17 protein-coding genes are annotated in these 26,525 nt (G+C 69.2%); 6 read left to right on the top strand and 11 right to left on the bottom strand.

Annotated elements, in window-relative coordinates; translation table 11 throughout:
- Positions 1-44: 44 nt before the first annotated feature.
- Both MKW15_RS16970 and MKW15_RS16965 read left to right on the top strand, forming a co-directional pair.
- The gene (locus MKW15_RS16970) at positions 45-272 is read left to right on the top strand and encodes an MbtH family protein (protein ID WP_226513849.1); all 228 of its coding nucleotides are present in this window, start codon (positions 45-47) and stop codon (positions 270-272) included.
- Between the two features lie 282 nt (positions 273-554).
- On the top strand, positions 555-866 hold the full coding sequence (locus MKW15_RS16965) for a hypothetical protein (RefSeq protein WP_226513848.1): 312 nt from the start codon (positions 555-557) through the stop codon (positions 864-866).
- Between the two features lie 62 nt (positions 867-928).
- Here MKW15_RS16965 and MKW15_RS16960 read toward each other — a convergent pair whose 3' ends face one another.
- Together MKW15_RS16960 and MKW15_RS16955 are read right to left on the bottom strand one after the other, a co-directional pair.
- Entirely contained in the window at positions 929-1,492 is a 564-nt protein-coding gene (locus MKW15_RS16960) for a DUF4190 domain-containing protein (RefSeq protein ID WP_226513847.1), read from the bottom strand.
- A gap of 183 nt (positions 1,493-1,675) precedes the next feature.
- A complete protein-coding gene (locus tag MKW15_RS16955) occupies positions 1,676-2,209 on the bottom strand; it encodes a DUF4878 domain-containing protein (RefSeq protein ID WP_226513846.1) in 534 nt (177 codons plus the stop codon).
- Between the two features lie 132 nt (positions 2,210-2,341).
- On the opposite strand from MKW15_RS16955, the gene MKW15_RS16950 reads away from it, so the two are divergent.
- Together MKW15_RS16950 and MKW15_RS16945 are read left to right on the top strand one after the other, a co-directional pair.
- The gene (locus MKW15_RS16950) at positions 2,342-3,442 is read left to right on the top strand and encodes an LLM class flavin-dependent oxidoreductase (protein WP_226513845.1); all 1,101 of its coding nucleotides are present in this window, start codon (positions 2,342-2,344) and stop codon (positions 3,440-3,442) included.
- Positions 3,439-4,107: a CE1759 family FMN reductase gene (locus MKW15_RS16945; RefSeq protein ID WP_226513844.1), complete on the top strand. Its 669-nt coding sequence runs from the start codon at positions 3,439-3,441 to the stop codon at positions 4,105-4,107. Before MKW15_RS16950 ends, MKW15_RS16945 begins: the two co-directional genes overlap by 4 nt.
- 7 nt (positions 4,108-4,114) lie before the next feature.
- Here MKW15_RS16945 and MKW15_RS16940 read toward each other — a convergent pair whose 3' ends face one another.
- Complete coding sequence (locus MKW15_RS16940) at positions 4,115-5,131, bottom strand: pirin family protein (RefSeq protein ID WP_240860246.1); 1,017 nt, start codon at positions 5,129-5,131, stop codon at positions 4,115-4,117.
- A 56-nt stretch (positions 5,132-5,187) separates the two neighbouring features.
- Positions 5,188-5,943 (bottom strand): acetoacetate decarboxylase family protein, encoded by a 756-nt coding sequence (locus MKW15_RS16935; protein WP_058252004.1) that lies wholly within the window; start codon positions 5,941-5,943, stop codon positions 5,188-5,190.
- A 378-nt stretch (positions 5,944-6,321) separates the two neighbouring features.
- Here MKW15_RS16935 and MKW15_RS16930 point away from each other — a divergent pair, with 378 nt between their 5' ends.
- Positions 6,322-6,996, top strand: a complete 675-nt coding sequence (locus MKW15_RS16930; RefSeq protein ID WP_240860255.1) for a helix-turn-helix transcriptional regulator — start codon at positions 6,322-6,324, stop codon at positions 6,994-6,996.
- Between the two features lie 135 nt (positions 6,997-7,131).
- The gene (locus MKW15_RS16925; protein WP_374100826.1) at positions 7,132-7,482 is read left to right on the top strand and encodes a response regulator transcription factor; all 351 of its coding nucleotides are present in this window, start codon (positions 7,132-7,134) and stop codon (positions 7,480-7,482) included.
- A 25-nt stretch (positions 7,483-7,507) separates the two neighbouring features.
- On the opposite strand, the gene MKW15_RS16920 is transcribed toward MKW15_RS16925, so the two are convergent.
- From MKW15_RS16920 to MKW15_RS16890, 7 genes are all read right to left on the bottom strand, one after another.
- Positions 7,508-8,557, bottom strand: coding sequence for an alpha/beta hydrolase (locus MKW15_RS16920; RefSeq protein WP_374247445.1), 1,050 nt, complete (start codon positions 8,555-8,557; stop codon positions 7,508-7,510).
- A gap of 144 nt (positions 8,558-8,701) precedes the next feature.
- Positions 8,702-9,643: an anti-sigma factor gene (locus tag MKW15_RS16915; RefSeq protein ID WP_137809559.1), complete on the bottom strand. Its 942-nt coding sequence runs from the start codon at positions 9,641-9,643 to the stop codon at positions 8,702-8,704.
- A 7-nt stretch (positions 9,644-9,650) separates the two neighbouring features.
- The gene (gene sigK / locus MKW15_RS16910) at positions 9,651-10,259 is read right to left on the bottom strand and encodes an ECF RNA polymerase sigma factor SigK (protein ID WP_068972012.1); all 609 of its coding nucleotides are present in this window, start codon (positions 10,257-10,259) and stop codon (positions 9,651-9,653) included.
- A gap of 91 nt (positions 10,260-10,350) precedes the next feature.
- The gene (locus tag MKW15_RS16905; RefSeq protein WP_058252001.1) at positions 10,351-11,133 is read right to left on the bottom strand and encodes an ABC transporter permease; all 783 of its coding nucleotides are present in this window, start codon (positions 11,131-11,133) and stop codon (positions 10,351-10,353) included.
- Positions 11,123-12,391 (bottom strand): ABC transporter ATP-binding protein, encoded by a 1,269-nt coding sequence (locus MKW15_RS16900; RefSeq protein ID WP_137809560.1) that lies wholly within the window; start codon positions 12,389-12,391, stop codon positions 11,123-11,125. Before MKW15_RS16900 ends, MKW15_RS16905 begins: the two co-directional genes overlap by 11 nt.
- Positions 12,369-12,626, bottom strand: coding sequence for an MbtH family protein (locus MKW15_RS16895; protein ID WP_137809561.1), 258 nt, complete (start codon positions 12,624-12,626; stop codon positions 12,369-12,371). The genes MKW15_RS16900 and MKW15_RS16895 overlap by 23 nt, the downstream gene beginning before the upstream one ends.
- Positions 12,623-26,488 (bottom strand): non-ribosomal peptide synthetase, encoded by a 13,866-nt coding sequence (locus MKW15_RS16890; RefSeq protein ID WP_240860244.1) that lies wholly within the window; start codon positions 26,486-26,488, stop codon positions 12,623-12,625. The genes MKW15_RS16895 and MKW15_RS16890 overlap by 4 nt, the downstream gene beginning before the upstream one ends.
- Positions 26,489-26,525 lie beyond the last annotated feature (37 nt).

Here is a 26,525-nt window from a genome sequence, read left to right as displayed (position 1 = left end):
CATCGGGGACGAGAATCGTCGCCGCTAGGAAAGGAACGTTAGAGATGACCAATCCGTTCGACGATGAAAACGGCCGCTTCTTCGTGCTGGTGAACGACGAGAACCAGCACTCGCTGTGGCCGACGTTCGCCGACATCCCGGCCGGCTGGAACAAGGTCTTCGGTGAGGACAGCCGCGAGGCGTGCCTCAAGTACGTCGAGGAGAACTGGACCGACCTGCGCCCCAAGAGCCTGATCGAGGCCATGGAAGCCGACAAGAACTCCGCTTCCTGAGTTCGACCCCGCCGAGCGAGACGACGGTGGGACTGTTGCACATGGGTAACAGAACACCAGCTGCCACGCTCGACACCTTCGCACCTGCGGCCTCAGCTGTAACATGGCAGACGGGAATCCGGCGCGGATTCGGGTGTGGGGTCGGCCACATAAAAGTAGACTCGGAAGGGTCACAGTTGTGTGGAGTGAGGCACACTGGACGAAAGGATCGCAGCGCACAGTGGCCGGGGAGGCCGTGTCGTCGCGTTCGACGCCATCTTCGGCGGGGGAGGAAGGCACACCATGGAACGCTTACTGGATGACATCGAGAACCGAGGGGCGATAACGCCCCACCTGACCGCGGTTCGCCTGGGTGAGGAGGCCCTCACCTACGGCGTTCTCGCCGATCGGGTCGGGGACTACGAGACGGTCCTGGCCGACTACGGGATGTCGCATGCATCGGCGTTTTACGCCGCCCTCATGCACTGCATTCCGTCGTTGGCGGACATCGAACCGATCGATGTGCGCATGCAGGTCATCGGCGAGATCCACGCCTGGCTCGATCGCCACCGCGACGAGGCCGCGCCGGCGCGGCGTCTACGCGCAGTCAGCTGACCTGCCCGTACACGGACAGACCCGTCGAGCGGCGGATCGGTCTACGGAGCTGACTCGGAGTCTCAGAGTCCCGCGAGTAGCAACACCACAAGCAGGATCGGCCCACCGACGAGCACGCTCCCGGTACCGGTGATGATGCCCGCGACTGCTCGTCCGGTTCCGTAACGGGTGGTCGGAGCGCGGTTGATCTGTCGGAGCGCGACGGCGCCTGAGACGACCGCGATCATGCCGAGGAGTGCTCCGAGTCCGAAAACGAGGATGCCCGGCACCGACAGAAGTCCGGTGGTCAGCGCCAGCGAAGCGGCCGGCGCGACAGTCCGTCCGGTGGGTATGGGCATGGCATACGCGCGCGGAGGAAGCGCGAAGGGCTGTGGCGCCGAGGCGGGATACACCGCACTCGAGACGAATCGATCAGGGTTCTGCAGGTCCCAGAAATCGCCCACCGGGGGCAGGGCGGCGTGCTCGGAGGCGATGACGCGCATCCGCGTCTCGACTCGCGTCGCAGGCCGGACGGGTGCCGGCTCGACGGTCTGGCTCGGCTCGTCGAGATCGTTGACCGCCGGCCAGCGCACGTGACGATCGGTCACCGCGGGTGTGATCTCGTGGGTGGGATTGTCGACGCGCACGGCACCTCCTGGCTGTCGGCCTCCGCCATCGGGCCGCACGTGCGCGAGTCTACCGGCGACCGCCGACCACGCCCTGAGATGACGTCACCGGAGACCGCTCAGGGCGGTCACCCGCAATCTGCAGATGACCGCCCTGTGAGTTTGTATCTCGGCGACGCTTCTCGAAGTCGCGGCGTCGGGACCTCAGTTGCCCTGACTCTGGCCCTGACTCATGCTGACCAACTGGGTGACGGCGTCACCGCTGAGCTTCCATCCGTCGGTGTCGACGAAGGAGAGAGTGATGTCGACCGGTTGGGGAGCATTCGGGCTCTTGACGGCCACGGTCGCGGTGGCCTTCTTGTCGCCGTCCTCCTTGACGTCGGTGACCGTGAACGCGTCCGGTCCGTAACCGGCGGCAGATGCCCCCTTGGCGAAGGCGATGATCGCCGGCTTGGTGGCGGGGTTGGTGACGTCGACCACCGAGTCGATCTCGTTCTCGGGGGTGTCGGGGTCGATCGCCTTGCGGAGGATCGACTGCGCCTCGTCCTTACCGAGCCCGGTGACCTCGTCGACGGCGTCCGTCGCGGCGGACTCGACTTCGCTGACGCCACTCTCGACCGCGGTCGAGACCTTGCTGGTGACCTCGTCGACGGTGTCGGAGGACTCCGAGCAGCCGGTGGCGACGAGTAGTGCGGCGCCCGTGAGAGCGATGGCAGCGGCGGATTTCCGGATCTTCATGCGTTTCTCCTCATCCCAACTGCCACGGTTCGGCTCCGTGGCGGATGTAAGCCACCCTAACTCACCCTGTTACGGAATTAATCGGACCGCGGTCCGGTTAGCAAGGTGAGACCACGACAAGGGAGGCGCGACATGCAACTGGGAATCTTCAGCGTCAGCGACATCACCACCGATCCGACGACCGGTAAGACGCCGACCGAACACGAGCGGATCAAGGCGATCGTCGAGATCGCCAAGAAGGCCGAGGACATCGGCCTCGACGTGTTCGCCATCGGTGAGCACCACAACGAGCCGTTCTTCTCGTCGTCACCGACGACCACCCTGGCCTACATCGCGGCGCAGACACAGCGCCTGCAGCTGAGCACCGCGACCACGCTGATCACCACCAACGACCCGGTGAAGATCGCCGAGGACTTCGCCATGTTGCAGCATCTGGCCGACGGGCGCGTCGACCTGATGCTCGGACGTGGCAACACCGGCCCGGTCTATCCGTGGTTCGGTCAGGACATCCGCCAGGGCATCCCGCTGGCCATCGAGAACTACCACCTGCTGCACCGCCTGTGGACCGAGCACGTCGTGGACTGGGAGGGCCGGTTCCGGACGCCGCTCACCTCGTTCACCTCCACGCCGCGTCCGCTCGACGACGTCGCGCCGTTCGTGTGGCACGGGTCCATCCGCAGCCCCGAGATCGCCGAGCAGGCCGCCTACTACGGGGACGGCTTCTTCGCGAACAACATCTTCTGGCCCAACGAGCACTTCCAGCGGCTGATCAACTTCTACCGCGAACGCTACGAGCACTACGGACACGGCAAGGCCCGCCAGGCCATCGTCGGACTCGGCGGACAGTTCTTCATCCGGCGCAACTCGCAGGACGCGGTTCGTGAATTCCGCCCCTACTTCGACAACGCGCCGGTCTACGGGCACGGCCCGTCGCTGGAGGAGTTCACCTCGCAGACGCCGCTCACCGTGGGCAGCCCGGCCGAATTCGTCGACAAGACGCTGAGGTTCCGCGAGACCTACGGCGACTACCAGCGTCAGCTGTTCCTCGTCGACCATGCGGGTCTGCCGCTCAAGACCGTGCTGGAGCAGCTCGACCTGCTGGGCGAGGTGCTACCGGACCTGCGCGCCGGGTTTGCGGAGGGACGTCCCGACGACGTTCCCGACGCGCCGACGCACGCCTCGCTCGTCGCCGCCCGCCAGGAAGCCGATCAGGATGTGGAGGTGTCCTCGTGACCGCCCTGCGGATCGTCGCGGTGAATGCCGGTCTCTCTGAACCGTCGTCGACGCGACTGCTCGTCGACCGGATGGTCGCCGCCGTCACCGAAGGACTCGGGGCGGGCCGCTCGGACGTCGAGATCGTCGACCTGCGTGACCTCGCCGCCGACCTGGGACAGGCGATGACGGTCGGCTTCGCCTCGGGCCGGGCACGCGCGGCACTCGACGCGGTCGAGGGGGCCGATGCCCTGATCGTGGCGACCCCGGTCTTCAACGCGTCGTACAGCGGCCTGTTCAAGATGTTTTTCGATCTCGTCGACATCGACGCCATGTCGGGCAAACCGGTGCTGATCGGGGCGACCGGCGGCAGCCCGCGCCACTCGATGGTGCTCGACCACGCGCTGCGACCGTTGTTCGCCTACCTACGTGCCGTCGTCCTGCCGACCGGCGTCTACGCCGCGTCGGCGGACTGGGCGGGCGCCGGTGGGGACACCGCGTCGTTGAACGACCGGATCGGCCGTGCCGCAGCCGAACTCGTCTCGCTCCTCGGACCGAGGGGTGGCACAGGGCCGGGGAATGCCGCCGACGGGGAACCGCCGCGCGCGGCCGTGGCCGACGGCAGGCAGCAGGCGGTCGAGGCCGCGGGGATCGCGAACTTCGCGAGGTTGCTCGGAACGGCGTGATGCGCCCTCACCCGGGGGCGGCGCGCCCCGGGGTGTTGGCCCGGGCGCGCAGCCGTGAGTGCGGCAGCGGCGGCGCGGGCAGGTGCTGCGTCGAACCGACGTAACCCTGCACCTGCCCGAAGCGTTCGCTGCGCGCCTCCCACTGGTCCCGGTAGCCGACGATGTCGTCGTGTGTGCGCCCGATGAAGTTCCACCACATGACGATGTCCTCCGCCAGCGGTGCGCCGCCGAGGAAGATCACCCGGGCGTCGGTCTCGGCGACGTTGGTGAGCGTGATCCGCCCTGCGCCCAACCCGATGTAGCCCAGCTCGGTGCGGGCCAGCGGTGCGGCGTCGGCGCCGGCGACCTCGACGCTTCCGGTGTCGACGAGAATGCCGTGCTCGTGTTCGGGGTCGACGTCGATGTCGACGGCGGCGCCGGGTGCGAAGTCGAGCTGGGCGCCGGTCAGCGGCGTGAACGTGTGCACCGGCGAGCGGGTGCCGAACAGTTCGCCGAGAAAGACCCTGGCGGTGACCCCGCCGAGGTCGAGAGCATCGGGCCGGTGGTGTGCGAAGTCGCGTGCGGTGTCGGCATTCTCGGCCGGCAGCGCGACCCACAGCTGTACCCCGTGCAGGGTGGTGGTGTCGGGTGTGGAGACCTCGGTGTGTGCGATGCCGTGCCCGGCGGTCATGAGGTTGATCTCGCCGGGGCGGACCATCGCGTGGTTGCCCATCGTGTCCCGGTGCTCGACCTCGCCGGTGAACAGCCAGCTGACCGTCTGGAGTCCGGTGTGCGGGTGTGGAGGCACGTCCATCCCGCCGCTGCTCGCGACGTCATCGGGGCCGTAGTGGTCGATGAAACACCAGGCTCCGATCAGCGAACGTGACCGCTGCGGGAGGGTCCGGTGCACCGTCATCGCGCGTGGGCCGCCGAGCGGTACGTCGCGCGCGGTCAGGACGTCCATGTGGAGGAGGCCCGGGCCCGCGGCGACGCCGGCATCGGCATGGCACTCGACCTCGACCGGGTCCGTCTCGAGATTGCTCATGGAACCATTGTCCGCGACGACGGCACGGACGTCCGCGAACCCGGCGGAGATCGCGGTCAGACCAGCGTGGGGTTCTCGAAACGCATCGTGATCCGATCGACCGAGCTCGACATCAGGGCGTGCCGCCCCAACTGCAGGGATCGGAGTTCGTCGGCGATGGGGTGGTCGCCGAGGGTCAGGCGCGCGCCACCGATGCGGGTGCGGGTCCCGGTGGTCGAGGTGAGCCGCCACGGTGTCATCCGCGTGATCCCGTCGAGCTGCGAATAGGCGTGCAGCACGGTGTCGGCGGTGGAGTCCGGGACCTTGAGTCCCGGCTTCACACTCAGGTCGGCCACGAGTGCGCCGTCGGACACGAGGCGGCCGCGTCTGGTGGCGGAGGAGTGATCGACCTCGAACTCGGCGAGTGTCTTCGGGAATCCCCAGATGCCGCGCCCGGCGGCCAGGGTGAAGTCGCCGTCGACGGGGAGCCGGTGCACCAGCGCACGCGCGTCCCCCTTCAGCAGGGAGCGCAATGCCCGGATCGGTGAGGCGGGTGGGGTGGTCGGATCCTCGACGAGGAAGCACACGCCGAACTCGTTGTACGGTCCGAGGTCGCCGTCGACGTAGTCGACGAACACGAGCATGCACATGGTGCGACCCGGTCGGATGCGCAACGGGCGAAGCGTCCCGGGCTGTGCCGATTCGGCGTCGATGGCCCGTGCCACGGCCCGGGTGTCGGCGGTGAAACCGGCGACGAAGCACCGTGCGTGCCGGATCTCGACCGGCATGGTCACCGGGGTGCCGAGTACATCGTGCGTCGAAGGTGCGCTCACCTGTTCTGCTCCTGCGTGTCGGGTCGGGTCTGGTCGGGGGGGGCTGGTCGGTTTGTCGCCGGCTGGCGCCGGCACGATCACCCTTTTTAGAACATGTTCTAGTCTTGCATGCCTTCGCTCCCGGCGGGACCCATCCGGGTGGTGTCCCCAAGAATGTGGACACGCCAGCGGTCAGATCGGGACCAGTTGATGCAGTTTCGCGCTCCGACGGGTGATATGTCCGACTCGGCACGTAGCTTTGGTCGAGGTTTCAGTAACGTGAAGCTGAGTAAAGGCTGAGAGTCTCGCATGTGCCTCGTGGGGGTGTTGGTGAACGACGAGCAGACGACCTTGATCGACGAGGATTCGTCGGAGGGTCATGCAGCGATCCGGGTTGGAATGGTCGACGACCATCGGTCCCCGATCTGGGGAATCGAACGAGTGTTGGACCCAGTTTCGGACATCTCGTTGGTCTGCTCGGCGACGACGGTTGCCGGCGTGCTCAGTGTCATGCAGCTCGACGTGGTCCTGCTGGACCTCCGTCTCGACGACGGAACCACGCCTCGCGAGAACGTCAACGCATTGTCGGCGGCCGGAGTGGCCACCGTCGTGTACACCTCTGGAGAGCATCCGGCGCTGTTGAGATCGGCGGCGCGCGCCGGAGCGCTCGGCGTGGTGCTCAAGTCGGCGGACGAGTCGGTCATCATCGACGCCATCCGGGCGGCCGCCGACGGCCGGGCGGTCCTCACCACAGAATGGGCTGCCGCCATAGACGGCGACCCCGAACTGGCGACTGTCGACCTGTCGCCTCAGTTGCAGAAAGTGTTGGCGCTGTACGCGTCCGGCGAGACGTCGGCCCGAGTCGGGGCTGCTCTCGGGGTCTCCGCGGAGACGGTCAACGAGTACCTCAAGCGAATTCGCCAGAAATATGCGGACGCCGGGCGGCCGACGCGCACCAAGGTGGATCTCTTCAAGCGTGCCGTCGAAGACGGATGGCTCCCGGTGCCGCAGCGGTATCGGAACGAGGGACGGTCAACACCTGACGGGGCCTGGGGGCGAACGAAACATGGCTGACGGCATGGCCGCGGGAGTCGAGTCCCCATTTCTGGGTCTACCGACAGTTACTACGCCGTCTTAACGTTGGAACAGATTGATTTGGGGCGTCGGGGACACACGAGATAGCGCCGGTCTGAACAGGGGATGGGAACAATGACGGTCACTTCAGATATCTTCCGAGCCAGGACGGCGGCCGCACCGCGGCACGGAGTCGTGCCACGGCAACGTTCCAAGCCGGTTGATTACCTGGTTCCCGTCGAGCGCTCAGCGGCAGTGACACGTCCGAGTCTGTCGGACCGGGAGGTCGAGGTTCTGCTCGCCTGGCTAGCCGCCGAGTCCAAAGAAGATGCCGCCGCACGACTCTTCATCTCGGCGTCCACGGTGAGCACGCACCTTGCGCGCATCCGGGCGAAGTACACCGCGGTCGGGCGAAGTGCGCCGACGAAAACCCACCTTTTCGCGCGAGCACTCCAGGACGGTTACACCGGTCTCGACCAGTGGTGAGGCCTGGCCCTCGAATACTGAGCGCTCAGCGCAGGTCGCGTTCGATACGCGGCCAGGTCCGGTACAGGTCGTCCTGCCAGTAACCCCATGAGTGGGTGCCGGTCGGGCGGAAGTTCACCTCGACCGGGACGTCGAGCGCACGCATACGCTCGACCATCTGCCGGGTGCAGATGTCGATGGCGACCTCGATCCCGCCGCCCACGATCGCCTGGTTCGCCAGCGTGAAACCGTCGCCCGCGATACTCGGGTCGGTCAGCTGCTCGTGGACACCCGGTGCTCCCGTCCCGGTCGTCATGTAGACCTTGCTGCCGCGCAGTTTCGCCGCGTTCAGGTACGGATCGTTGGCTCGCCAGCCGGGACCGTCGAGCGGGCCCCACATGTTGGTCATGTCCGCTTGACCGCGGTCCTCGACGACCAATCGGATGTACTGCTGGCCGGCCGGGTCGCTGGTCCGAGCGCACCCGCTGAAGGCGGCGACGGATCGGTACAACCCGGGGGCGGCGATGGCGAGATTGAGCACCGAGGTCCCCGCCATCGAGATCCCCGCGATCGCGTTGACGCCGGTGGTGTCGAACTCGTCGTCGATCAGGGGCGGCAGTTCCTTCGTGAGGAAGGTCTGCCATTTGTTGCGGCCGAGAGCGGGATCGTCGCGCTGCCAGTCGGTGTAGTACGAGTAGGCGCCACCGATCGGGGTGACGACATAAGCGTGCCGGTCGGCGAAGTACCGCTTGTAGGTGGTCCGTGCGTCCCAGGTCGCGGAGTCCTCCCCGCCACCGGCGCCGTTGAGTAGGTACAGGGTGGGTGCCGGCCGGGTCCGATCCCGTGGCGTGAGCACCGTGACCGGGACCGTGCGGTTCATCGAGGCGGAGTGGACGAGCAGCGTCACCTGCTGCGGGTCATCGGTGTAGGAGTCGACGACGCGGGAACCGTCGGGGGACGACGGGGTGGCGGCCGCCGGCGCCCCGGGAGCGGTCGCGAGGCCGGCGATGACCGCACCCACCGTCAGCAACCCGGCGAGGACTCGCCACCCGCCGAGATGTCGCTGCCGCTGTTCCCGACGACCGATTCCGTTCACATCGCACCTACTCGTTCTCGAGATCCCGTCGGATCGGACGCGCCGACGTGCCGGCCCCACAGTCTATGGATCGCCCGCACACAGAAGAACGATACGAGCGGAGATCGCCAGGGCTGTCACCCGAAGGATCGAATTCTCGCCGGCCTAGAGGGCGACCTGGGCGAGGATCGGTGTCGTCGGCTGCGGCGAACCGCCGGCCGGTTCGATGGTGACCGCGAGCACGCTCGACCCGCGCACGTCGTCCACCACCACCGGGGCGGTGTCGTCTCCGGGGATCAGCCCGGCCGGCACCGGCTGCGGTGCACCGCCCACCAGCCACAACTGATACGTGCTGTCGGCCGGGATGGGCGTGCGCAGGTCCCGCAGGAGCGCGACCGCCTGGTCGGCCGATTCGGACGTCACCACCGCGATGGTGCCCCGGTCGTCGGCCAATGGCTCGACGCTCACGGACGCGTCCGCGGCCGTGAGTACCCCGAGCACCTCACGCTGGGAGTCGCTGAGCGCCGTCGACGAGGTGGACGACTCGGGGGCGGTGGTGCGACCGATGAGCACGCCTGCCCCCAGCGCCACGGCCACGGTCACCGCCGCGGCCGCCAGGATCGCCGTTGCGCGTGCCGGGCGCCGCGCGGTTCCACCCGATCGATGCTGTCCGTGGCGCGAGTCGCGGGGCCGCAATTCGACCGGCGGCGGCGGCGCGAGGTCGCTCTCGCCGGATCGGCCCGTTCCCGCGGGTGCGACCGGCGGGACGGGATCGACCGCGGCGGCCGGGTTCTGCGGGCCCGGATCGATGCCCGAGGGTACGTAGGCCTCCGGGGTCAGCGCCGCACCCTCGAAGACGTGCTGCAGCACCCGGTCCCGGAGTTCGGGCGGTGCGTCGAGCGCATACGTCGTCGCGAAACCCGCCATGGCCGCCTGGATGTCGGCGATCTGGGCGTCGTGTTCCGCCCGCTCGTGGGGTGGAAGTGCGGCGAGTTCTGACTCGACGCGTCTGGTCTCGTCGGGGGTCAGCGCGCCGACGGCGAACAATTCGACGTGGTCGTCGAGCCAGGTGGCCCCGCGGTCCCCGGTCGTATCGGATGTGGTCATTGTGGGATCAGGCGTCCTCGTGCGTCTTCAGGCAGGTTCTCAACCGACGCAGGCCATCTCGAATCCGAGATTTGATGGTGGGCAAGGGGGTATCGGTGTGCCGGGCGACCTCGGGATAGGTCAGGCCCCCGAAATACGACATCTCGATGCAGCTCCGTTGCAGTTCCGTGAGCGTGCCGAGACATGTTCGTAGCGTACGCGCCTCGTCGGTCTGCACAACGACCTCGAGCGGTATGTTCCGCGGTGTCTCCACCGAGACCGCGCCGTACTGCGACATGCGCTGTTGCTGCAGCTCCTCGGATCGGACGCGGTCGACGGCCCGCCGGTGGGCGATGGTCATCATCCATGTGATGACCGAACCGCGCCCGGGCTGGTACTCGCCGGCCTTCTGCCAGTACTGCAGGTACGCCTCCTGGACGATCTCCTCCGCGTACTGACGGTCCCGCACGACGCGGAACGCGAGTCCGTAGATCCGTGAACTCGTGCGGTCGTACAGCGTGGAGAACGCGGTCCGATCGCCTGTCGCGGCTGCGGCCAGCAACTCCCGCAGCATCTGTGCTTCGCCCCCGCGTCCGTGGTGCGCGTCGGTGGCCGCGCTGCCATCGTCCGGTGTCACGGTTCCACGGTAACGAAGACGTAGGGATTTCTCGGGTGATCGTCGATCCCGGGGCTACCGATCGCGAATCCATGGATCACTGACCTGCAGATCACCGGTTGGCGGCGCGGCGGTACAGGATGAGCGAGGCGGGTATGCACACCGCCAGTATGACCAGTGCCGATCCCACCGAGTATCCGACCGCGTGGTCGGCGACCCATCCGGTGGCCTCGGGGAAGGTCGGCGGTGCCTCGTTGCCGAAGAGCTGCCGGGACGCGGTCGCCACTGCCGTCACCGGATTCCACTCGGCGATCGCGCGCAGCGGACCCGGCAGGCTCTGGGCGGAGATGAACGCGCTCGACAGGAACGTGACCGGGAACATCCACAAGAACCCGATGCTCTGTGCGGCTTCGACATTCGGCGCGGCGAGACCGGTCACCGCACCCACCCACGCCATGGCGAGCGCGAACAGTCCGATGATGCCGAAGGCGAGGGCGGCGTCGCCGGCACTGCCCTGGACCCGCCAGCCGATCGCGAGCCCGCACGCGACCATCACCGCGAGGCCGACGACGCCCAGGAGCATGTCCGAGGTGACACGGCCGCTGATGACGCCCAACCGGGACATCGGTAGCGACCGCAGCCGGTCGACGATGCCGTCGGAGGTGTCGTTGGCCAGGCCGACCGTGGTGAAGGCGGCGTTGAAGACGACGGTCTGCGTGAAGATGCCGGCCATCAGGAATTCCCGGTAGGAACCCCCGCCGAAGGTCGCGCCGAAGACGTACGCGAACAGGAAGACGAACATCAGCGGCTGGATGGTGGCACTGATGAGCAGGGTGGGAATTCGCTTGACGGTGAGCAGGTTCCGCTCGACCAGCACTGCGGTGTCAGTGAGCATGGAGTCGGTCCGTTCGGGTCGGGGCGTGGGACAGGTCGGGATCGGCGTCGGCCACCCTCGGGATGACGGTGGTCTCGGCATCGGCTGTGGTCGGTGTGTCGCCACCGGGGTCACTGCCGCCATCGCTTCCTGGCGTGTCCCGCTCGGTGAGGGCCAGGAACACATCGTCGAGGGTCGGCGTGGCGACGGTGGCGTCGACGACGACGATTCCGGCGGCGTCGAGCGCCCGGACGGCGGCGACCGCGCTACGGCTCCCGTCGCTGACCGGCAGGGACCACCGTGTGTTGTCGCTGTGTGCCGGGCCGGGTTCGCGGTCGGAGCGATCCGACTCGTCGAGTCGTTCGGGCATGCCGAGTCCGACCTCGGCGAGGGTCGTGGCGACCAGTTCGTCGTGAGCGGTCCCGTCGGAACGCACCTCGATGGTGAGGATCGACGCACCGGTGGAGGCCTTGAGGTCGGCGGCACTGCCCTGGGCCCGGATCGTCCCGTGGTCGATGACGGTGATCTCGTCGGCCAGAGCGTCGGCCTCTTCCAGATACTGCGTCGTGAGCAGGACCGTCGCGCCGTTCGCGACCTGTTCGGTGATGACCTCCCACATCTGGCGTCGCCCGCGGGGATCCAGTCCCGTCGTCGGTTCGTCGAGGATGACCAAGGACGGTCGGTTGATCAGGGCGCCGGCGAGATCGAGCCGGCGGCGCATGCCGCCGGAGTAGGTACGCATCGGGCGGTCGGCGGCGTCCTGCAGGGCGAGGTCGGCGATCAGTTCGCGCGCCCGTGCCGAGGCCTCGCCCCGGGAGAGTCCGTACAGCTGACCGACCATCCGCAGGTTCTCGAAACCGGTCAGGTTCCCGTCGACGGCGGCGTATTGCCCGGACACGCCGATGATCTTGCGGGCGGCGCCGGGATCGGCGAGGGCGTCGACGCCGTCGACCACGACGCTGCCCTCGTCGGGCTTCATCAGCGTCGCGACTGCGCGGACGGTGGTGGTCTTGCCGGCTCCGTTGGGGCCGAGCAGCGCGTGCACGGTGCCGGCGGGCACGGTCAGGTCCAGGCCGTTGAGGGCATGGACGCGGCGACCTCGGCCGAACAGCCCGGTGCGGAAGGTCTTTCGCAGACCGCGGAGCTCGAGGGCGTTGCGGGCAGGGGCGACGCCATCGGTGGATGTCTCGCCGGGAACCGTGGCCGGACCGGTCGGCGACGAGTTGGTCGCCGGAGTGGTTTCGGCCGACGTCATGTCAGCCATACTGTGCCGCCCCATGTGTGGCCTCCCTCTCACTGTTCTGCGAACGTTCCATCGCGCGGATCAGGCTGGCGGGCCGCATGTCTCGCCAGTTCTCTTCGACATACTCGAGGCACTCGTCGTGACCCGACGGACCGAACACGACGGTCCAACCGTCGGGGACGGGGGCGAAGTCCGGCCACAAGGAATGCTGGTTCTCGTGGTTGACGAGGACGCGGAAGGTCCCCTCTGTGTCGTCGAACGGGTTCGTCATGATTCCTCCTCCTGTGCTGCGATTCCCGGTGTGCCCGGGTCTGGTTCGATCGGGCCTGATTCGATTGCGGTCAGCCACTCGGAGACGTTCTCCGGCAGCAACATGCGTGCGTGGGTGCTGGTCGCCTGGACCTCGACGACGCGACCGGTGACCTTGCTGTGCCAGTCGGCGACCGCCGGCGGACCGTCATGCGCGTCCACGGTCGCGGTGACGAAGGTGAGGTCGCCGTCGAAGACCCGGGGTTGCCAGTTCCGCGCCAGCGGTGAGGCGTGGCGGAACACCTCGTGGACGGTCGTGAGCGTCTCCTCGGACAAGCCGCCGAGCGCGCCGCCCGCCGCGGAGATGACACGGAACGCGTCCGCGACCGAGGGCTCGGTGCCCTCCTCGCCACCCTCGGGGACGTCGAGTCCGAACTCGCGCATGAGTTCTGCGATCGACGCCTCGGTGTCGAGGTCGGGCCGTTCGGCGACGACGTAACTGTCGAGCACGACGAGTTGCTCGACGGTCTCGCCGGCCTCCTGGAGTTGCACGGCCATCTCGTGGGCGATCAACCCGCCCAGCGACCACCCGAGCAGGTGGTACGGCCCCTCCGGTGACACCGTGCGCAGCTTCGCCACGTACACCTCGGCGAGGTCGGCGATCGTCTGCGGGCACGGATCACCGGCGAGCGCCGGGTGCTGTAGGCCGTAGACCGCGCGGTCGGCAGGCAGGTGGGGCAGCAGGGAGGTGAAGCTCCAGGACAGTCCGATCGCCGGGTGGACCACGAAGAGCGGTGCGGGAGCATCGTTTCCGACGTTGTCGCTGATGCGGCGCAACGGCAGGAGGGTGTCGAGACCGGAGGCCGACGGTCCGGTGTCCCCGTCGGAGTGCGCCCCGCCGTCGAGCAGCTCGGCGAGTTCGGCGGGACTCGGGGCCCCGAACAGCGACTGCGCCGCCAGGTGCTGCCCGGTGAGCTCGCTCAGCTTGCCGGTCACGGCGGTGGCCATCAGCGAGTTGCCACCCAGGTCGAAGAATCCGTCGTCGGCACCGATGGCGTCGAGGTCGACCTCGAGCACCTCCGCGAAGACGCGGGCGATGGTCGTCTCGGTCCCGGGGGCCGGCGCCCGGCCCGAGGCGGAGACGGCCGGGGTCGGCAGCGCCGCGCGGTCGAGTTTGCCGGTGGGGGTCAGCGGAATGTTCTCGAGCACGGAGACCGACACCGGCACCATGTGCCGCGGCAACCGTCGTCCCACCCGGCGCCGCAGGTCGGCGGGATCGGGTTCGTGCCCGCGCGTCGCGGTCACGTAGCTGCGCAGGATCGCCTGGGCCCCGGTGCCGTCCACAAGTGTCACGGCGAAGTCGACGTCGGGTTCGGCGGCGAGCGCGTCGTCGATCTCACCCAGTTCGATGCGGAATCCGCGGACCTGCACCTGGGAATCGCTGCGGCCGACGTAGAGGAGCTGCCCGTCGCCGGTCCAGCGGACCAGGTCGCCGGTGCGGTACATCCGTTGGCCGGCGAACCGGGGACCGGTGACCATCGGAGCCGGGACGAATCGGACCGCGGTGAGGCCGGGCCGACGGTGATAACCGCGCGTGAGCTGCACGCCCGTCAGGTACAGGTCGCCGGTGACGCCGGGCGGCACCGGATGCAGCCGATCGTCGAGGACGAGCGCGCCGACGCCGTTGTTCGGCGTGCCGATCGTCAGCGGCGTGTTCGGGGTCAGCGACCGGCTGCCGGTCGTGATGATCGTCGTCTCGGTGGGTCCGTAGACGTTGATCATCGTGCGACCGGGCGACCAGCGCCGCACGAGGTCGGTTCCGTAGGCCTCGCCACCGACCGCGAGTGCGCGCAGTGACGGCACGGCGGCGGGGTCCATGCTGGCGACCGCGGCGGGGGTGATGAACGCATGCGTCGCCTGGCGCGCCCTGATCACGTCGCTGAGCGCAGTGCCGCCGTAGACGTGGGGTTCGACGATGGTCAGTGCCGACGAACCGGCCAGCGCGAGCAGCATCTCCAGCACGGAGGCGTCGAAACTCGGTGAGGCGAAGTGCAACACGCGGGACGTGGGTCCGGGGGTCATCCGTTCCGCGAGTTCGTCGTGCACCGCGCGCAACCCGCTGTGCGGGACCAGGACGCCCTTGGGCTTACCGGTCGATCCCGACGTGTAGATGATGTAGGCCAACTGATCCGGGCGGATCGTCGACGCCCGCTCGGCGTCGGTGATCGGCGCCGGCGAGGAGTGCTTCATGCGGGTCCGGGTCGACGCGGCGTCCAGGACGAGGGTCGGTACCTCGCTCCCGGCCGAGCTCTCCGCGATGCGTTCCCACGACGACGAGGTCGTCACGACCAGCTGCGCGCCGCTGTCGTCGAGCATGTGCGCGATGCGGTCGGCGGGATACTCGGGGTCGATGGGAACGTATGCGGCGCCGGCCTTCACGATCGCCCAGATCGCCACCAGGGAGTCGATGGAACGGCTGATCGCCATCGCAACCACCGGTTCGCGGGACGACCGGACGTCGGGACCCTCGGTCCCCGGCTCGTCGTCCGAGCGCGAGTAGGCCCCCACCCCGCGGCCCAGGAGGACCCGGGCCAGCCGGTTCGAGCGGGCGTCGAGTTCGGCGTAGGTGAGCGTCTCGGGGCCCTCGCCGTCCGCGGTGGGCTGCCCGATCGCGGCGAGCCCGTCGGGGTGCCGCCGCACCGCATCGGCGATCAGCACGTCCAGCGTCGTCGGTGCGTTGCCGCGCGGTCCGAGAGCGGGGGTGCGCTCGGCCACCTCGAGGGGGTCGGTGATGCGGATGTCGCCGATCGCGCGTCCGGGGTCGCCGAGCATGCCGCGCAACACGCGCATGAGCCGCGTTCCCAGCATCTGGGCGTCGTCGTGGCCGTATCGCGCCGCGTCGTAGGTGATCTGGACGGCGGCGTCGGTGTCGGAGTCGGTCGCGCCCAGGCCGGTGACGGTGAATTGCAGGTCGAACTTGGCGGCGAGGGACTCGAATTCGGCCACCTCGGCCATCAGGTCGTCGTCCATCGGAACGGCGGTCCCGGCGAGGGAATCCGCACCGCCCACCGGGGTCGGCGCGCCACCGGCGAAGTCATGCACCGACAACGCCACCTGGAAGAGCGGGTGTCGACCGTGCGCGCGTTCGGGATTGAGCGCGGTCACGATGTCGTCGAAGGGCACCCCGCGGTGATCGAGGGCGTCGATGTCGGTGTCGCGGGTCCGGCGGACCAGTGCGGCGACGGTCTCCGCGCTGCGCAGGTGGCTGCGCAGCGGCACCATGTTGACGAACATGCCGACCACGCCGCTGTAGTCGCGGTCGACGCCGGTCATCCCGGTGCGGTTGTCGACCGGACTGCCGATGACCAGGTCATCGCCGACGCCCAGACGGTGCAGCAGGATCGCCAGTGCGGTGTGCAGGACGGAGAACGGCGTCGTCGACTGTTCACGGGCGAAGGCGGTGAGGCCCGCCCGGGTGTGTGCCGGGAGCGGCAGACTCACCGACCGGGCACCCGAACCACGTCTGCCGCCGCCGACCGGTTCCACCGTGCTCTCGGCGGGCGCACCTGCCAGGTGATCGGTCCAGAATCCCAGCTCGTCGGTCGTCGCGGGCGCCGTCGCACTCTCGACGGCGTGGTCGCGATAGTCGAGAGCGGCCGCATCCCAGGTCTCGGCGCGGCCGGCGCGTCGTTCTCGGTAGGCCTGCGCCAGGTCGCCGACGAGGGTCGGCAACGACGCGCCGTCGGCGGCGATGTGATGCACGACGAGCAGGAGGATGTGCGTCGCGGTCTCGCCACGCGCACCGGGGTCGGCGACGACCGTGGCACGCAAGGGCGCCTCGGTGGTCGGGTCGATGGGCGTCGACGCGAGGCGCGCGATCTCGCTCATCAGCGCGTCGGGGTCCGCGGGGACGACGGGGGTCAGCGAGCCGACGACGGCCGCGGGATCGTCGAGCACCCGGCCCGTCGGTGTCCCGTCGACCGCCTCGAAGACCGTCCGCAGGCTGGTGTGCCGGGCGACGACATCGGTGAGTGCACCGCGGAGGGCCGCGAGATCGATGTCCCCGGTCAGTCGCAGGACGAAGGGCATCAGGTACTCGGTCGACGCGGGGTCGGCCGCCGCCAGCGACCACAGGCGGCGCTGGACCGGCGCGAGCGGGAAGGTCTCCCGTCGGACCGGGCGACCCGACGACTCGTCGGACTCCGCGGTCGGTGCCCAGTCGGCCGGCAGGCTGATCAGGTCCGCGAGGGCTTCGGCGGTCGGGTGGTCGAAGACGTCCCGGACGCGGAGGCGGCCGTCGGCCGACACCCGGTTGATCCGACTGACCAGGGTGGTCGCCTGCAGCGAGGTGCCACCCAGCAGGAAGAAGTCGTCGGTGGCACCGATCTCCTCGCGAGCGAGGCCGAGGACGTCGGCGACGATGCCGACCAGCGCGGTCTCGGCATCACCGCGCGGTGCGCGACCGACGGACGACATGCTGCTCGCCGACGGCTCCGGCAGTGCCCGATGGTCGAGCTTGCCGTTGCCGGTCAGCGGGATCTCGTCCAGCACGACGATCGCGGACGGGACCATGTGGCGCGGCAGGCGGCTGCGGACCGACTCCAACACCTTTGCGGTGTCCACTGTTTCCGGGGCGTCTGCGGACTCGGGGTCGCCGGCCGCCCCGGCGGAGCGCGTCACGTAACCGACCAGGGTGGCCGATGCGCTCTCGCCGCGGACGACGGTGGTGGCGAAGTCGATTCCGTCCACGGCCGCCAGTGCCGCACTCACCTCGTCGAGTTCGATGCGGAAACCGCGGACCTTCACCTGGTTGTCACTGCGACCGTGGTAGGTCAGCGCGCCGTCGGCGTCGCGGTGCACGATGTCACCGGTGCGGTACATGACGGCGCCGTTTCCGTCGGGGGAGGCCACGAACCGGCCGGCGGTCAGACTGCGGCGCCCCAGGTAGCCCCGTGCCACTCCCGGCCCGCTGAGGTAGAGCTCGCCGGGGACGTGGTCGGGCAGTCGCCGCAACCGGTGGTCGAGGACGAGTGCGGTGCACTCGTGGACCGGCGTGCCGATGGTGATCGGCTCACCCGGGTGCAGCGGCGCCGACATCGTCGCGACGATGGTCGTCTCGGTCGGCCCGTAGGAGTTGATGTAGCGACGGCCGGTTCCCCAGCGCGCCACGAGTTCCGGAGTGCTGGCCTCGCCGCCCACGCCGAGGGTCTTCAGGTGGGGGAGCGGATGGGGTGCCGCGGCGGCGAGGGCCGACGGCGTGATGAACGCGTGGGTGACCTCGCGCTCGTCGAGGAACTCGACGAGTTCGTCGCCGCCGTAGATCGTCGTCGGTGCCACCACCATCGTCGCGCCGGACTCGACCGCGAGGAGGAACTCCAGCATCGATGCGTCGAACGAGGGGGAGGCGAACAGCAGGGTGCGATCGCCGGGGCCGACCTCGTACCGCTCCCGCTGCGTCTGGGCGAACGCGGCCAGGCCGCGATGGGACACGCTGACGCCCTTCGGTTTTCCGGTGGAGCCGGAGGTGTAGACGATGTAGGCGATCGAATCCGGGTGCCGGGCCGGGGGCCGGAAGCCCGCGCGCTCTCCGGTGCGCAGATCCTCCGGGGTCAGCCACCAGATGTCGTGCGGCACATCGCGACGGTGGTCGGCGCTGCTGATGCCGAGGATGGCGCCCGAATCGGCGATCATGTGGGCGATCCGCTCGGCCGGGTAACGCATGTCGACCGGGAGTGCGGCCGCGCCCGCCTTCGTCACGGCCCATGTGGCGACCACCGATTCCAGGCTGCGATCGACGGCGATCGCGACCACGTCCTCGGTGCCGACCCCGAGTTCGCGCAGGGTGAGCGCCCAGCGCGCGGAGAGCCGATCGATCTCGGCGTAGGTGAGCGTGCGGTCTCCGTCCTCGACCGCCACGCGATCGGAGTGGTCGATGACGGTGTCGGCGAGGATGTCGGCAAGATGCCTCGGCTCGATCGAGCCGTGGTCGCGGACCTTGGGTTCGGCGGCGTCCGCGAGATCGGCCGCCCCGGTGAGGTCGTCGAGAGGTGTCGACGGATCCGCGGCGACCGCGCGTGCGAGATCGACGAACATCCGGGCCAGTTCGCTGACGCGGTCATGCGTGTGGACATCGGTCGCATAGGTGAACCGCGCGCGCCCGTCGCGGATTCGCAGTTCGAGGTCGAACCGGGCGGCCCCGGTCTCGATCTCCTCGGCGACGACCTGCAGGCCGGGCAGATCCACCCTGGTGTGGTCGGGTTCGAGGGTGTCAGAGACCCCGGCGTCGAACGCCAGCGCGATCTGGAATATCGGATGCCGGTCCGTGCGAGGCGGATTGAGCATCGAGACGATCTGCTCGAACGGCATGTCGGCGCCCGCCAGCGCGTCCAGATCGCGGCTGCGGACGGAGTCGAGCAGGGCCGCGAACCCCTGGCTCCCGTCGACCGGGGTCCGGAGGACGACCGAGTTCACGAACATGCCGACGATGTCGGCGAGCCGGGGATCGGCGCGTCCGGCGACGGGGGTGCCGATCACGATGTCCGACGCCGAACCGGCGACATGAACCTGCGGGTCGGCGTTCAGCCGGTGCAGCAGCGCGGCGAACACCGCATGCACGCACATGAATTCGGTCGCCCGGCCGCCGCCCAGTGCGGAGAGGCGGCTGCGTAGTTCGGCGTCGAAGTCGACCTCGACCACGCCCGCGGTGCGGGCGGACCCGCTCGGCGCGTCGGGTAAGAGGATCGGACCGACATCGATCCCGTCCAGGTCCTGTCGCCACCGGTCGGCCAGATCGGTCCGGGTCTCGAGGTGATCGGCCTGCCAGCGCAGGTAGTCGCGATAGTCCAGGGCCGGGGGAGTGCCGGTGACCGCGGCTTCGGTGCCGTTCTCGGCCGCCGCCCGCAGTTCGGCGTAGGCGGTGGTGATGTCGCGGTGCAGCGGCACCATCGACCAACCGTCGGCCGCGATGTGGTGGATCACGAGGGTCAGCTTGTGATGCGCGGTGTCGCCGTCGATCCGGTGCAGTGCGACGCGCAGCGGTACGTCGACGGTCAGGTCGAACGGACGACGCGCCAGCGCCTGCGCCTGGGACGGCCACTCCGTCGAAGTCGTCTCGACGACGGTGAGTTCGGTCTGCACCTCGTCGGTGGGACGTACGTCCAGGTCGGGGCGCCCGTCGTGCTCGGGGTAGACGGTGCGCAGCATCTCGTGGCGGTCGACGGCGTATCGGAGCGCGCCGGACAGGGCGTCCACGTCGAGATCGCCACGCAGATCCAGCGCGAAGGCGATGGCGTAATCGGCTGTCGACGAACCGTTGTCGGAGTCGGCTCGACCCGGATCGGCGTCGGCACCGCCCGCGAGCTGGTTGAGGAACCAGAGCTGCTGTTGCGCGGGTCCCGGTTGCGCCGGGCTGTCCGGATCGTGCCGGAGGTCGGCGAGCGTCCGCGCCTCGACGAGGGCGGTGTCACCCTCGTCGGCGCCGCCGAGCCGGGCGATGCCGGCGACAGTCGAGTGGTCGAAGACCTCGCGGACGGGGACACGTCGGCCGGTGAGATTCTCGAGTGCGCCGACGATCTGGGTCGCCAGCAACGAGTTGCCGCCGAGGTCGAAGAAGTCATGATCGCGGCCGATGGTGCCGGGCTCCAGCTCGAGACGCTCGGCGATCAGATCGGCGACTGCCTGCTCCAGGGGGTTGCGCGGCGCGACGAACGCCACGTCGCCGTCCACCGATCCCGGCTCCGGCGCGGGCAGTGCCCGGAGGTCGACCTTGCCGATCGGGGTCGTGGGGATCTCGTCGAGCTCGATGATCGTCGACGGGATCATGTGCCGGGGCAGGCGCTGCGCCAATCGGTCTCGCACCGCGGCGGCCCGCCCGTGAGCGCCCGCGGTCACGGTCACGTAGGACACGAGATGGGCGCGGTCGCCCTCGCCATGCGTGGTGGTGACCGCCGCCCGCACCGACTCGTCGGCGACCAGGGCGGCGTCGATCTCACCGAGTTCGATGCGATGCCCGCGGATCTTGGTCTGATGGTCGGCCCGCCCGCGGAACTCGAGTTCGTGATCGGAGGTCCATCGGACGAGGTCGCCGGTTCGGTACATGCGCTCGCCGGGATCGCCGTAGGGGTTGGCGATGAAGCGTTTGGATGTCAGCGGTCGGACGCCGTGGTATCCGCGGGCGAGATGCTCACCGGCGATGTACAACTCGCCGATCGCGCCGGGGGCGACCGGGCGCAGGCGCTCGTCCAGGACCAGCGCGGAGATGCCGCGGATGGGCCGGCCGATGGTCAGCGTCGTGTAGTCGGGGCTGATCGGCGCCGACACCGCGGCCACCACGGTGGTCTCGGTGGGACCGTAGGCGTTGAACAGCTTCGGGCCGGTCGACCAGGTGCGGACCACCTCGGAGTTCGGGTGCTCGCCGCCGATGACGAGAACCTCGAGATCGGGGACGTCGTCCGGCGTCATGGTGGTCAGTACCGACGGGGTGAGGAAGGCATGCGTGATCCGCGCATCGCGCATCAGCTCGGCGAGCTCGGTGCCGCCGACGATGCCCGGCGGCACGATGTGCATGGTCGACCCGGCGGAGATCGCCATCAGGATCTCGAGTACCGACGCATCGAAACTCGGCGACGCCATGTGCATCGTCCGACTGGTGGGCGTGATCCCGTACTGCGTGACCTGTTGCGCGCCGAAATCGGCGAGTCCGCGGTGGCTGACGACGACGCCCTTGGGCGTGCCGGTGGTCCCCGATGTGTAGATCAGGTAGGCGGGCTGGTCGACGTCGAGGACGCCTCGGCGCTCCGAATCCGCGATGGGCGCCGCTGATTCGGCGTCGATCCAGTCGCGGATCGCGGGGTCGTCGAGGACGACTGTGCTCAGAGCGGGCCCGGCGCCGGGATCGGACGACCGATCGGTGACGAGCAGTCGTGCGCCCGAGTCGGTCAGCATGTGTTCGATGCGGCCGGACGGATACGCGGGATCGACCGGGAGCCAGGCGGCTCCGGTGCGGGCGATCGCCCACATCGCGACAATCCACTCGACACTGCGCGGAAGTGCCACGGCCACATGGTTCTCAGGTCCGGCGCCACCGTCGATGAGCGCCCGCGCCAGCTGGTTCGACGCCGCGTCGAGTTCACGGTAGGTCAGCGACCGGGTCCCGTCGGTCACCGCGACGCGGTGCGGCGAGGACTCCGCGGCCGCCGACAGCAGCCGCGTCAGGTGCTCGACCGGACGGCGGCCTTCGCCGACTGCCGGGACGAGATCGAGACGCTCGTGCAGGTCGAGCACCGGCAGGTCGCCGATCGGGGCGCTCGGGTCCGCGGTCGCCGCCTCCAGCATGCGGACCAGGCGCGAACCCAGTCCGGCCACCGTGTCCCGGTCGAAGAGAGCGGTGGCGTAACCGATCTCGAGGGTGAGGCCGGCGGGCTCGCCGGTCGCCCCGCGCACCTCGGTGAACGTGAACTGCAGATCGAAGGTGGTGCGACCGGTGTCCACGCGGGATGCGGTCGCCGAGAGCCCGGCGAAGTCGAGCCGGATGGCGGAACGGTCCTCCAGGGCCATCGACACCTGGAAGTACGGGTGGACATTGCCCGAACGGGCCGGGTTCAGTTCGGTCACCAGTCGGTCGAACGGCATGTCGGCGTTGTCGAACGCGTTCAGATCGGTGTCCCGGACATGTGCCACCAGGTCGGCGAACGGCAGGTCCTTGTCGACGACGGTGCGCAACGCCAGCGTGTTGACGAACATGCCCACGAGGTCGTCGAGGTCGGCGTCGCCGCGTCCGGACACCGGTGTGCCGATGATGACGTCCGAGGACTGCGCGAGGGAACGGAGCAGGAGCGCCACCGAGGCGTGGAGCACCATGAAGACCGTGGCGTCGGCCTCGGTCGCGATGGTCCGGATCGCGCCGTAGGTGTCGTGGTCGATGGTCGAGGTCACCGACGATCCGGACCGGCCGGTCACCTCCGAATCCCGGCCTCGGGGACGGTCCAGGGGCAGCTCGGTCTCGCCCGGCGCCCCGTCGAGGGTGTCCCGCCAGAACTCGAGTTCGGCTGCGGCATGCGGACTCTCGTCGAGCCATGCGTGACGTGCGGCGCTGGTCTGCGAGTAGGAGACCGGCAGCTGCGACCATTCGGGCTCGATGCCGTCGCGGCGGGCGCGGTAGGCCGTGGCCAGGTCGCCGGCGAGGGGGGCCAGCGACCAGCCGTCGGCCGCGATGTGATGGACGACCATCGTGAGTCGATGATCGTCGTCGGCGGTTCGGACGAGGCGCGCACGGACGGGGATCTCGGCGGCCAGATCGAAGGGGAGCGAGGCGAAGTCGCGGTCCGGGCACTGGGCGACGTCACCGGTCGCGAGGACCGGCAGGTCGACGTCGACCGCGTCCGGGTCGATCGCAGAGATGCATGCCACACCGTCGATCTCGGCGACGACGCTGCGCAGCGGCTCGTGTCGGCGGACGACGTCGACCAGGGCCGTCCGGAGTGCGTCGGTGTCGAGTGCGCCGACGAAGCGGACGGTGAACGGCATGTTGTAGGTCGCCGAGGACGCGGAGTCCAATCGTGTCGCGAGCCACAGCCGATGCTGGGCCGGGGACAGCGGCACGGCTCCGGAGACGGTCCGCCCGGCGGTGTCGTCGGAGGGGGCCGAGGCGGAGCCGACGGCCGGCTCATCAGTGTCGACGCCCAGGTCGGAGAGGGCCGCTACTAGGCCGGCGAGGTCGTCGGCGTCGAACACCGTACGGATCCCGATCCGATGGCCGGTGGCGCGAGACAGCCGCGAGGCCATCCGTGTCGCCGACAGTGACGTCCCGCCGATCTCGAAGAAGTTGTCGCTCAGCGACACCGACGCCGGAGCCGTGGCGGGAGCCTCGTTCGCCACCTCGTCGGACATGCCGTCGCGCAGGTCGAGCACATCGGCGACGGTCGCCACGACGAAGCGCTCGAGCGCGGTACGCGCGGGGACGAACTCGCGGTGGGTACGCAGATCGGGCCGAGGCAGCGCACGGCGGTCGAGCTTGCCGTTGGCGGTGGTGGGCAGTGCGTCGAGGACCATGATCGCGGTGGGGATCATGTGATCCGGTAGCGCGGTTCGGAGTCCGGCTCGTAGGTCAGTGTCGGTGAGTCCGGTGCCGGTGACGTAACCGACGATCGTGGGCTCACCGGCGACCAGATCGTCCCGGATGACCACGCCCGCGGCGGTCACGCCGTGCAGCCGGCTGAGGGTCGACTCGATCTCGCCGAGTTCGACCCGCTGGCCGCGGATCTTGACCTGTGAGTCGGTGCGACCGAGGTACTCCAGCTCGCCGGCGGCGTTCAGACGGACGAGATCGCCGGTGCGGTAGAGCCGTTCGCCCGGCACGGCCGGCGAGGCGACGAACCGTGATGCGGTCAGGTCCGCGCGGGAGCGATAGCCGCGGGCCAGCTGGATGCCGCCGAGATAGAGTTCGCCGATCGCGCCGGGCGGTTGCGGCCGCAGGCGGTGGTCGAGCACGTGGACACCGGTGTTCCACACCGGGGAGCCGATCGGGATGACCGGGACGTCGGCGCGGCAGTGGTCGTGGTGGGTGACGTCGATCGCGGCCTCGGTGGGGCCATAGAGGTTGTGGATCGGAGCGGGCGTCAGCATCGCGGCGGCACCGACCGTCGCGGGAGTCAGAGCCTCACCGCTGGTGAAGATGCGGCGCAGGCTCGTCAGCTCCGATGCATCGTCGGCGTCGAGTGCCGCGGTGAAGGCGGCGAGCATCGAGGGCACGAAATGCAGTGTCGTGACGCGGTGTTCGGCGATCACGTCACGCAGATACCAGGGGTCGCGATGACCGTCGGCAGTCGGTACGACCAGTGCCGCGCCGGTGGTGAACGGCCAGAAGAACTCCCAGACCGACACGTCGAAGGTGGACGGGGTCTTCTGCAGCACCCGGTCGTCCGGTGCGAGCTCGTAGCGGGCCTGCATCCACGCGAGGCGGTTGACGATGGCGCGGTGGGTGATGACCACGCCCTTCGGCTTGCCGGTGGAACCGGAGGTGAACAGCACGTACGCGGCCGTGTCGGGGCCCGGGGGCGTTGTCGCCGCGGCGACCCCTTTGTCGGCACGCAGTTCGGCCAGCACCGTGTCGGTGATGACGAGGTCGGGGGCGGCCACCTCGAGGATGTGCCCGAGCCGGTCGGCCGGCTCGGCCGGGTCGATCGGCAGGAATGCGCCGCCGGCACGGATCACCGCGTGCAGCGCCAGGATCTGGTCCGTGCTGCGGGGCAGCTGAACGCCGACGACGCTCTCCGGACCGATCCCGCGCCGGGTGAGTGCCGCCGCGAGCTGCGTTGCCGCGTCGGTGAACTCGCGATGGGTGAGTGATCGCCCGTCCTGCGCGTCGGTGAGCGCGGTGTCGTCGGGGTGGGCCCGGGCCGCGTCGTCGAGCAGGTCGACGAGGGTGGTGGCGCCGTGGGCGACCCGTTCCCCGGTCATGCGCTCGGGTAGCGCTTCGCGTTCGGCGTCGGTCAAGAGGTGCAGATCCGACATCCTCGTGTCGCCGGGCGCACCGACGAAGGCGGTCACGAAGTCGACGAGACGACGGTGGTGGGTGGTGATGTCGTCGTCCGGGTAGATGTTCGGGTTGGCCTCGAGGTCCAGGGTCATCCCGCCGTCGAGGCTGTCGTAGACGTTGACCGACAGGTCCTCGATCGGTCCGGTGGACAGGACGTGCAATTCGCCCTTGAGCGGGCCGAAGTCGATGTGCTGGAAGAACAGCATGACGTTGACGAGCGGGCCGAAGAAGCCACGCCGCGCCCCCGCTGCCCCGAGGATCTGGGAGGTGATGTCCTCGTGCCGGAACTTCTGGTGCCGGACGGCGGCCTTGATCTCCGCGTTGACCGATTTCAGGAGATCGGTCACGGTGGCGGAATCGTCGTGGAGCGCGATACGCAACGGGACGACGTTGGAGGTCAGACCCGCCGAGGTGCGCAGCACGTCGCGGTCGCGGGCCGCGACCGGCAGGCTCAGCATGGCCTCGTCGCGGTCGGTGTAGCGCGCGACGTAGGCGGCCACCGCAGCGGTGATGACCGACGCCGGCCGGACCCGGTGGCTGTGTCCGAGCTCGCGGATCCGGGCGACGAGGGTGTCGTCGAGGACCGCCGATCGGACGACCGACAACGGCGCGGCCGGAGCGGAAAGGCTGGTGAGAGTGGTCATCTCGGGCATATCGGCCAGATGGGACGCCCAGTGCTCGCGGTCCTCGGCGAACTTGGCGGAGGCACGGTACTCGCGGTCGAACTCGGCGATGTCGACCATCGACGCGGTGTCCGCGATCGGCGGCGGCGTTCCGTTCACGATCGCCGTGTAATGCGAGGCGACACGAAGCATCATGTACATCGCGGCATAGCCGTCGAAGCCGATGTGGTGACCGTGGCAATACCAGATCGAGTGTCCGGGACCCAGTTTGAGCAGGTGTGTCTCGAGGATGTTGTCGGCGAAGACGTCTGAGCTGGCACTTCGCCGGCGGTCGATCCAGGCCAGTGCGGCCGCGCGCGGGTCCTCGGCGTCAGAGAAGTCCTGTCGACCCAGCACCACGTGCTGCGACCGGTCGAGAACCATCATCGGTTCGCCGTCGTCGGTCGGGATCAGCCGCAGCAGCGGGGCCTCGGTCTCACTCTCGGTGAGGGTGACAGCACGCTGCATGATGTCCGGATCGACGTCGACGAGTGGGTCGTCACCGCTCTCGCCCTGCGGACCCGATGTGTCGCCGCGGAATTCGACGAACGCGTCGATGGTCATCGGCACGTCCGGCTCGAGCTGCTGGGCGTAGAAGATGCCGCGCTGAGCGGCGGTCATCGGGATCGTCAGGTCGGTGTCGATGTCGGTAGCAACGGTGTTCCGGACCGCGTCGTCTGTGGTCACGCGTGCCTCCCCTGTGAGTGCGTGCCCGCACGGCAGC

This window comes from Gordonia gummivorans, assembly GCF_022513585.1.
Classification (GTDB): Bacteria; Actinomycetota; Actinomycetes; order Mycobacteriales; family Mycobacteriaceae; genus Gordonia.
Note: the sequence above shows the minus strand (reverse complement) of the source record. Positions and strands in the feature narration are given on the sequence as shown.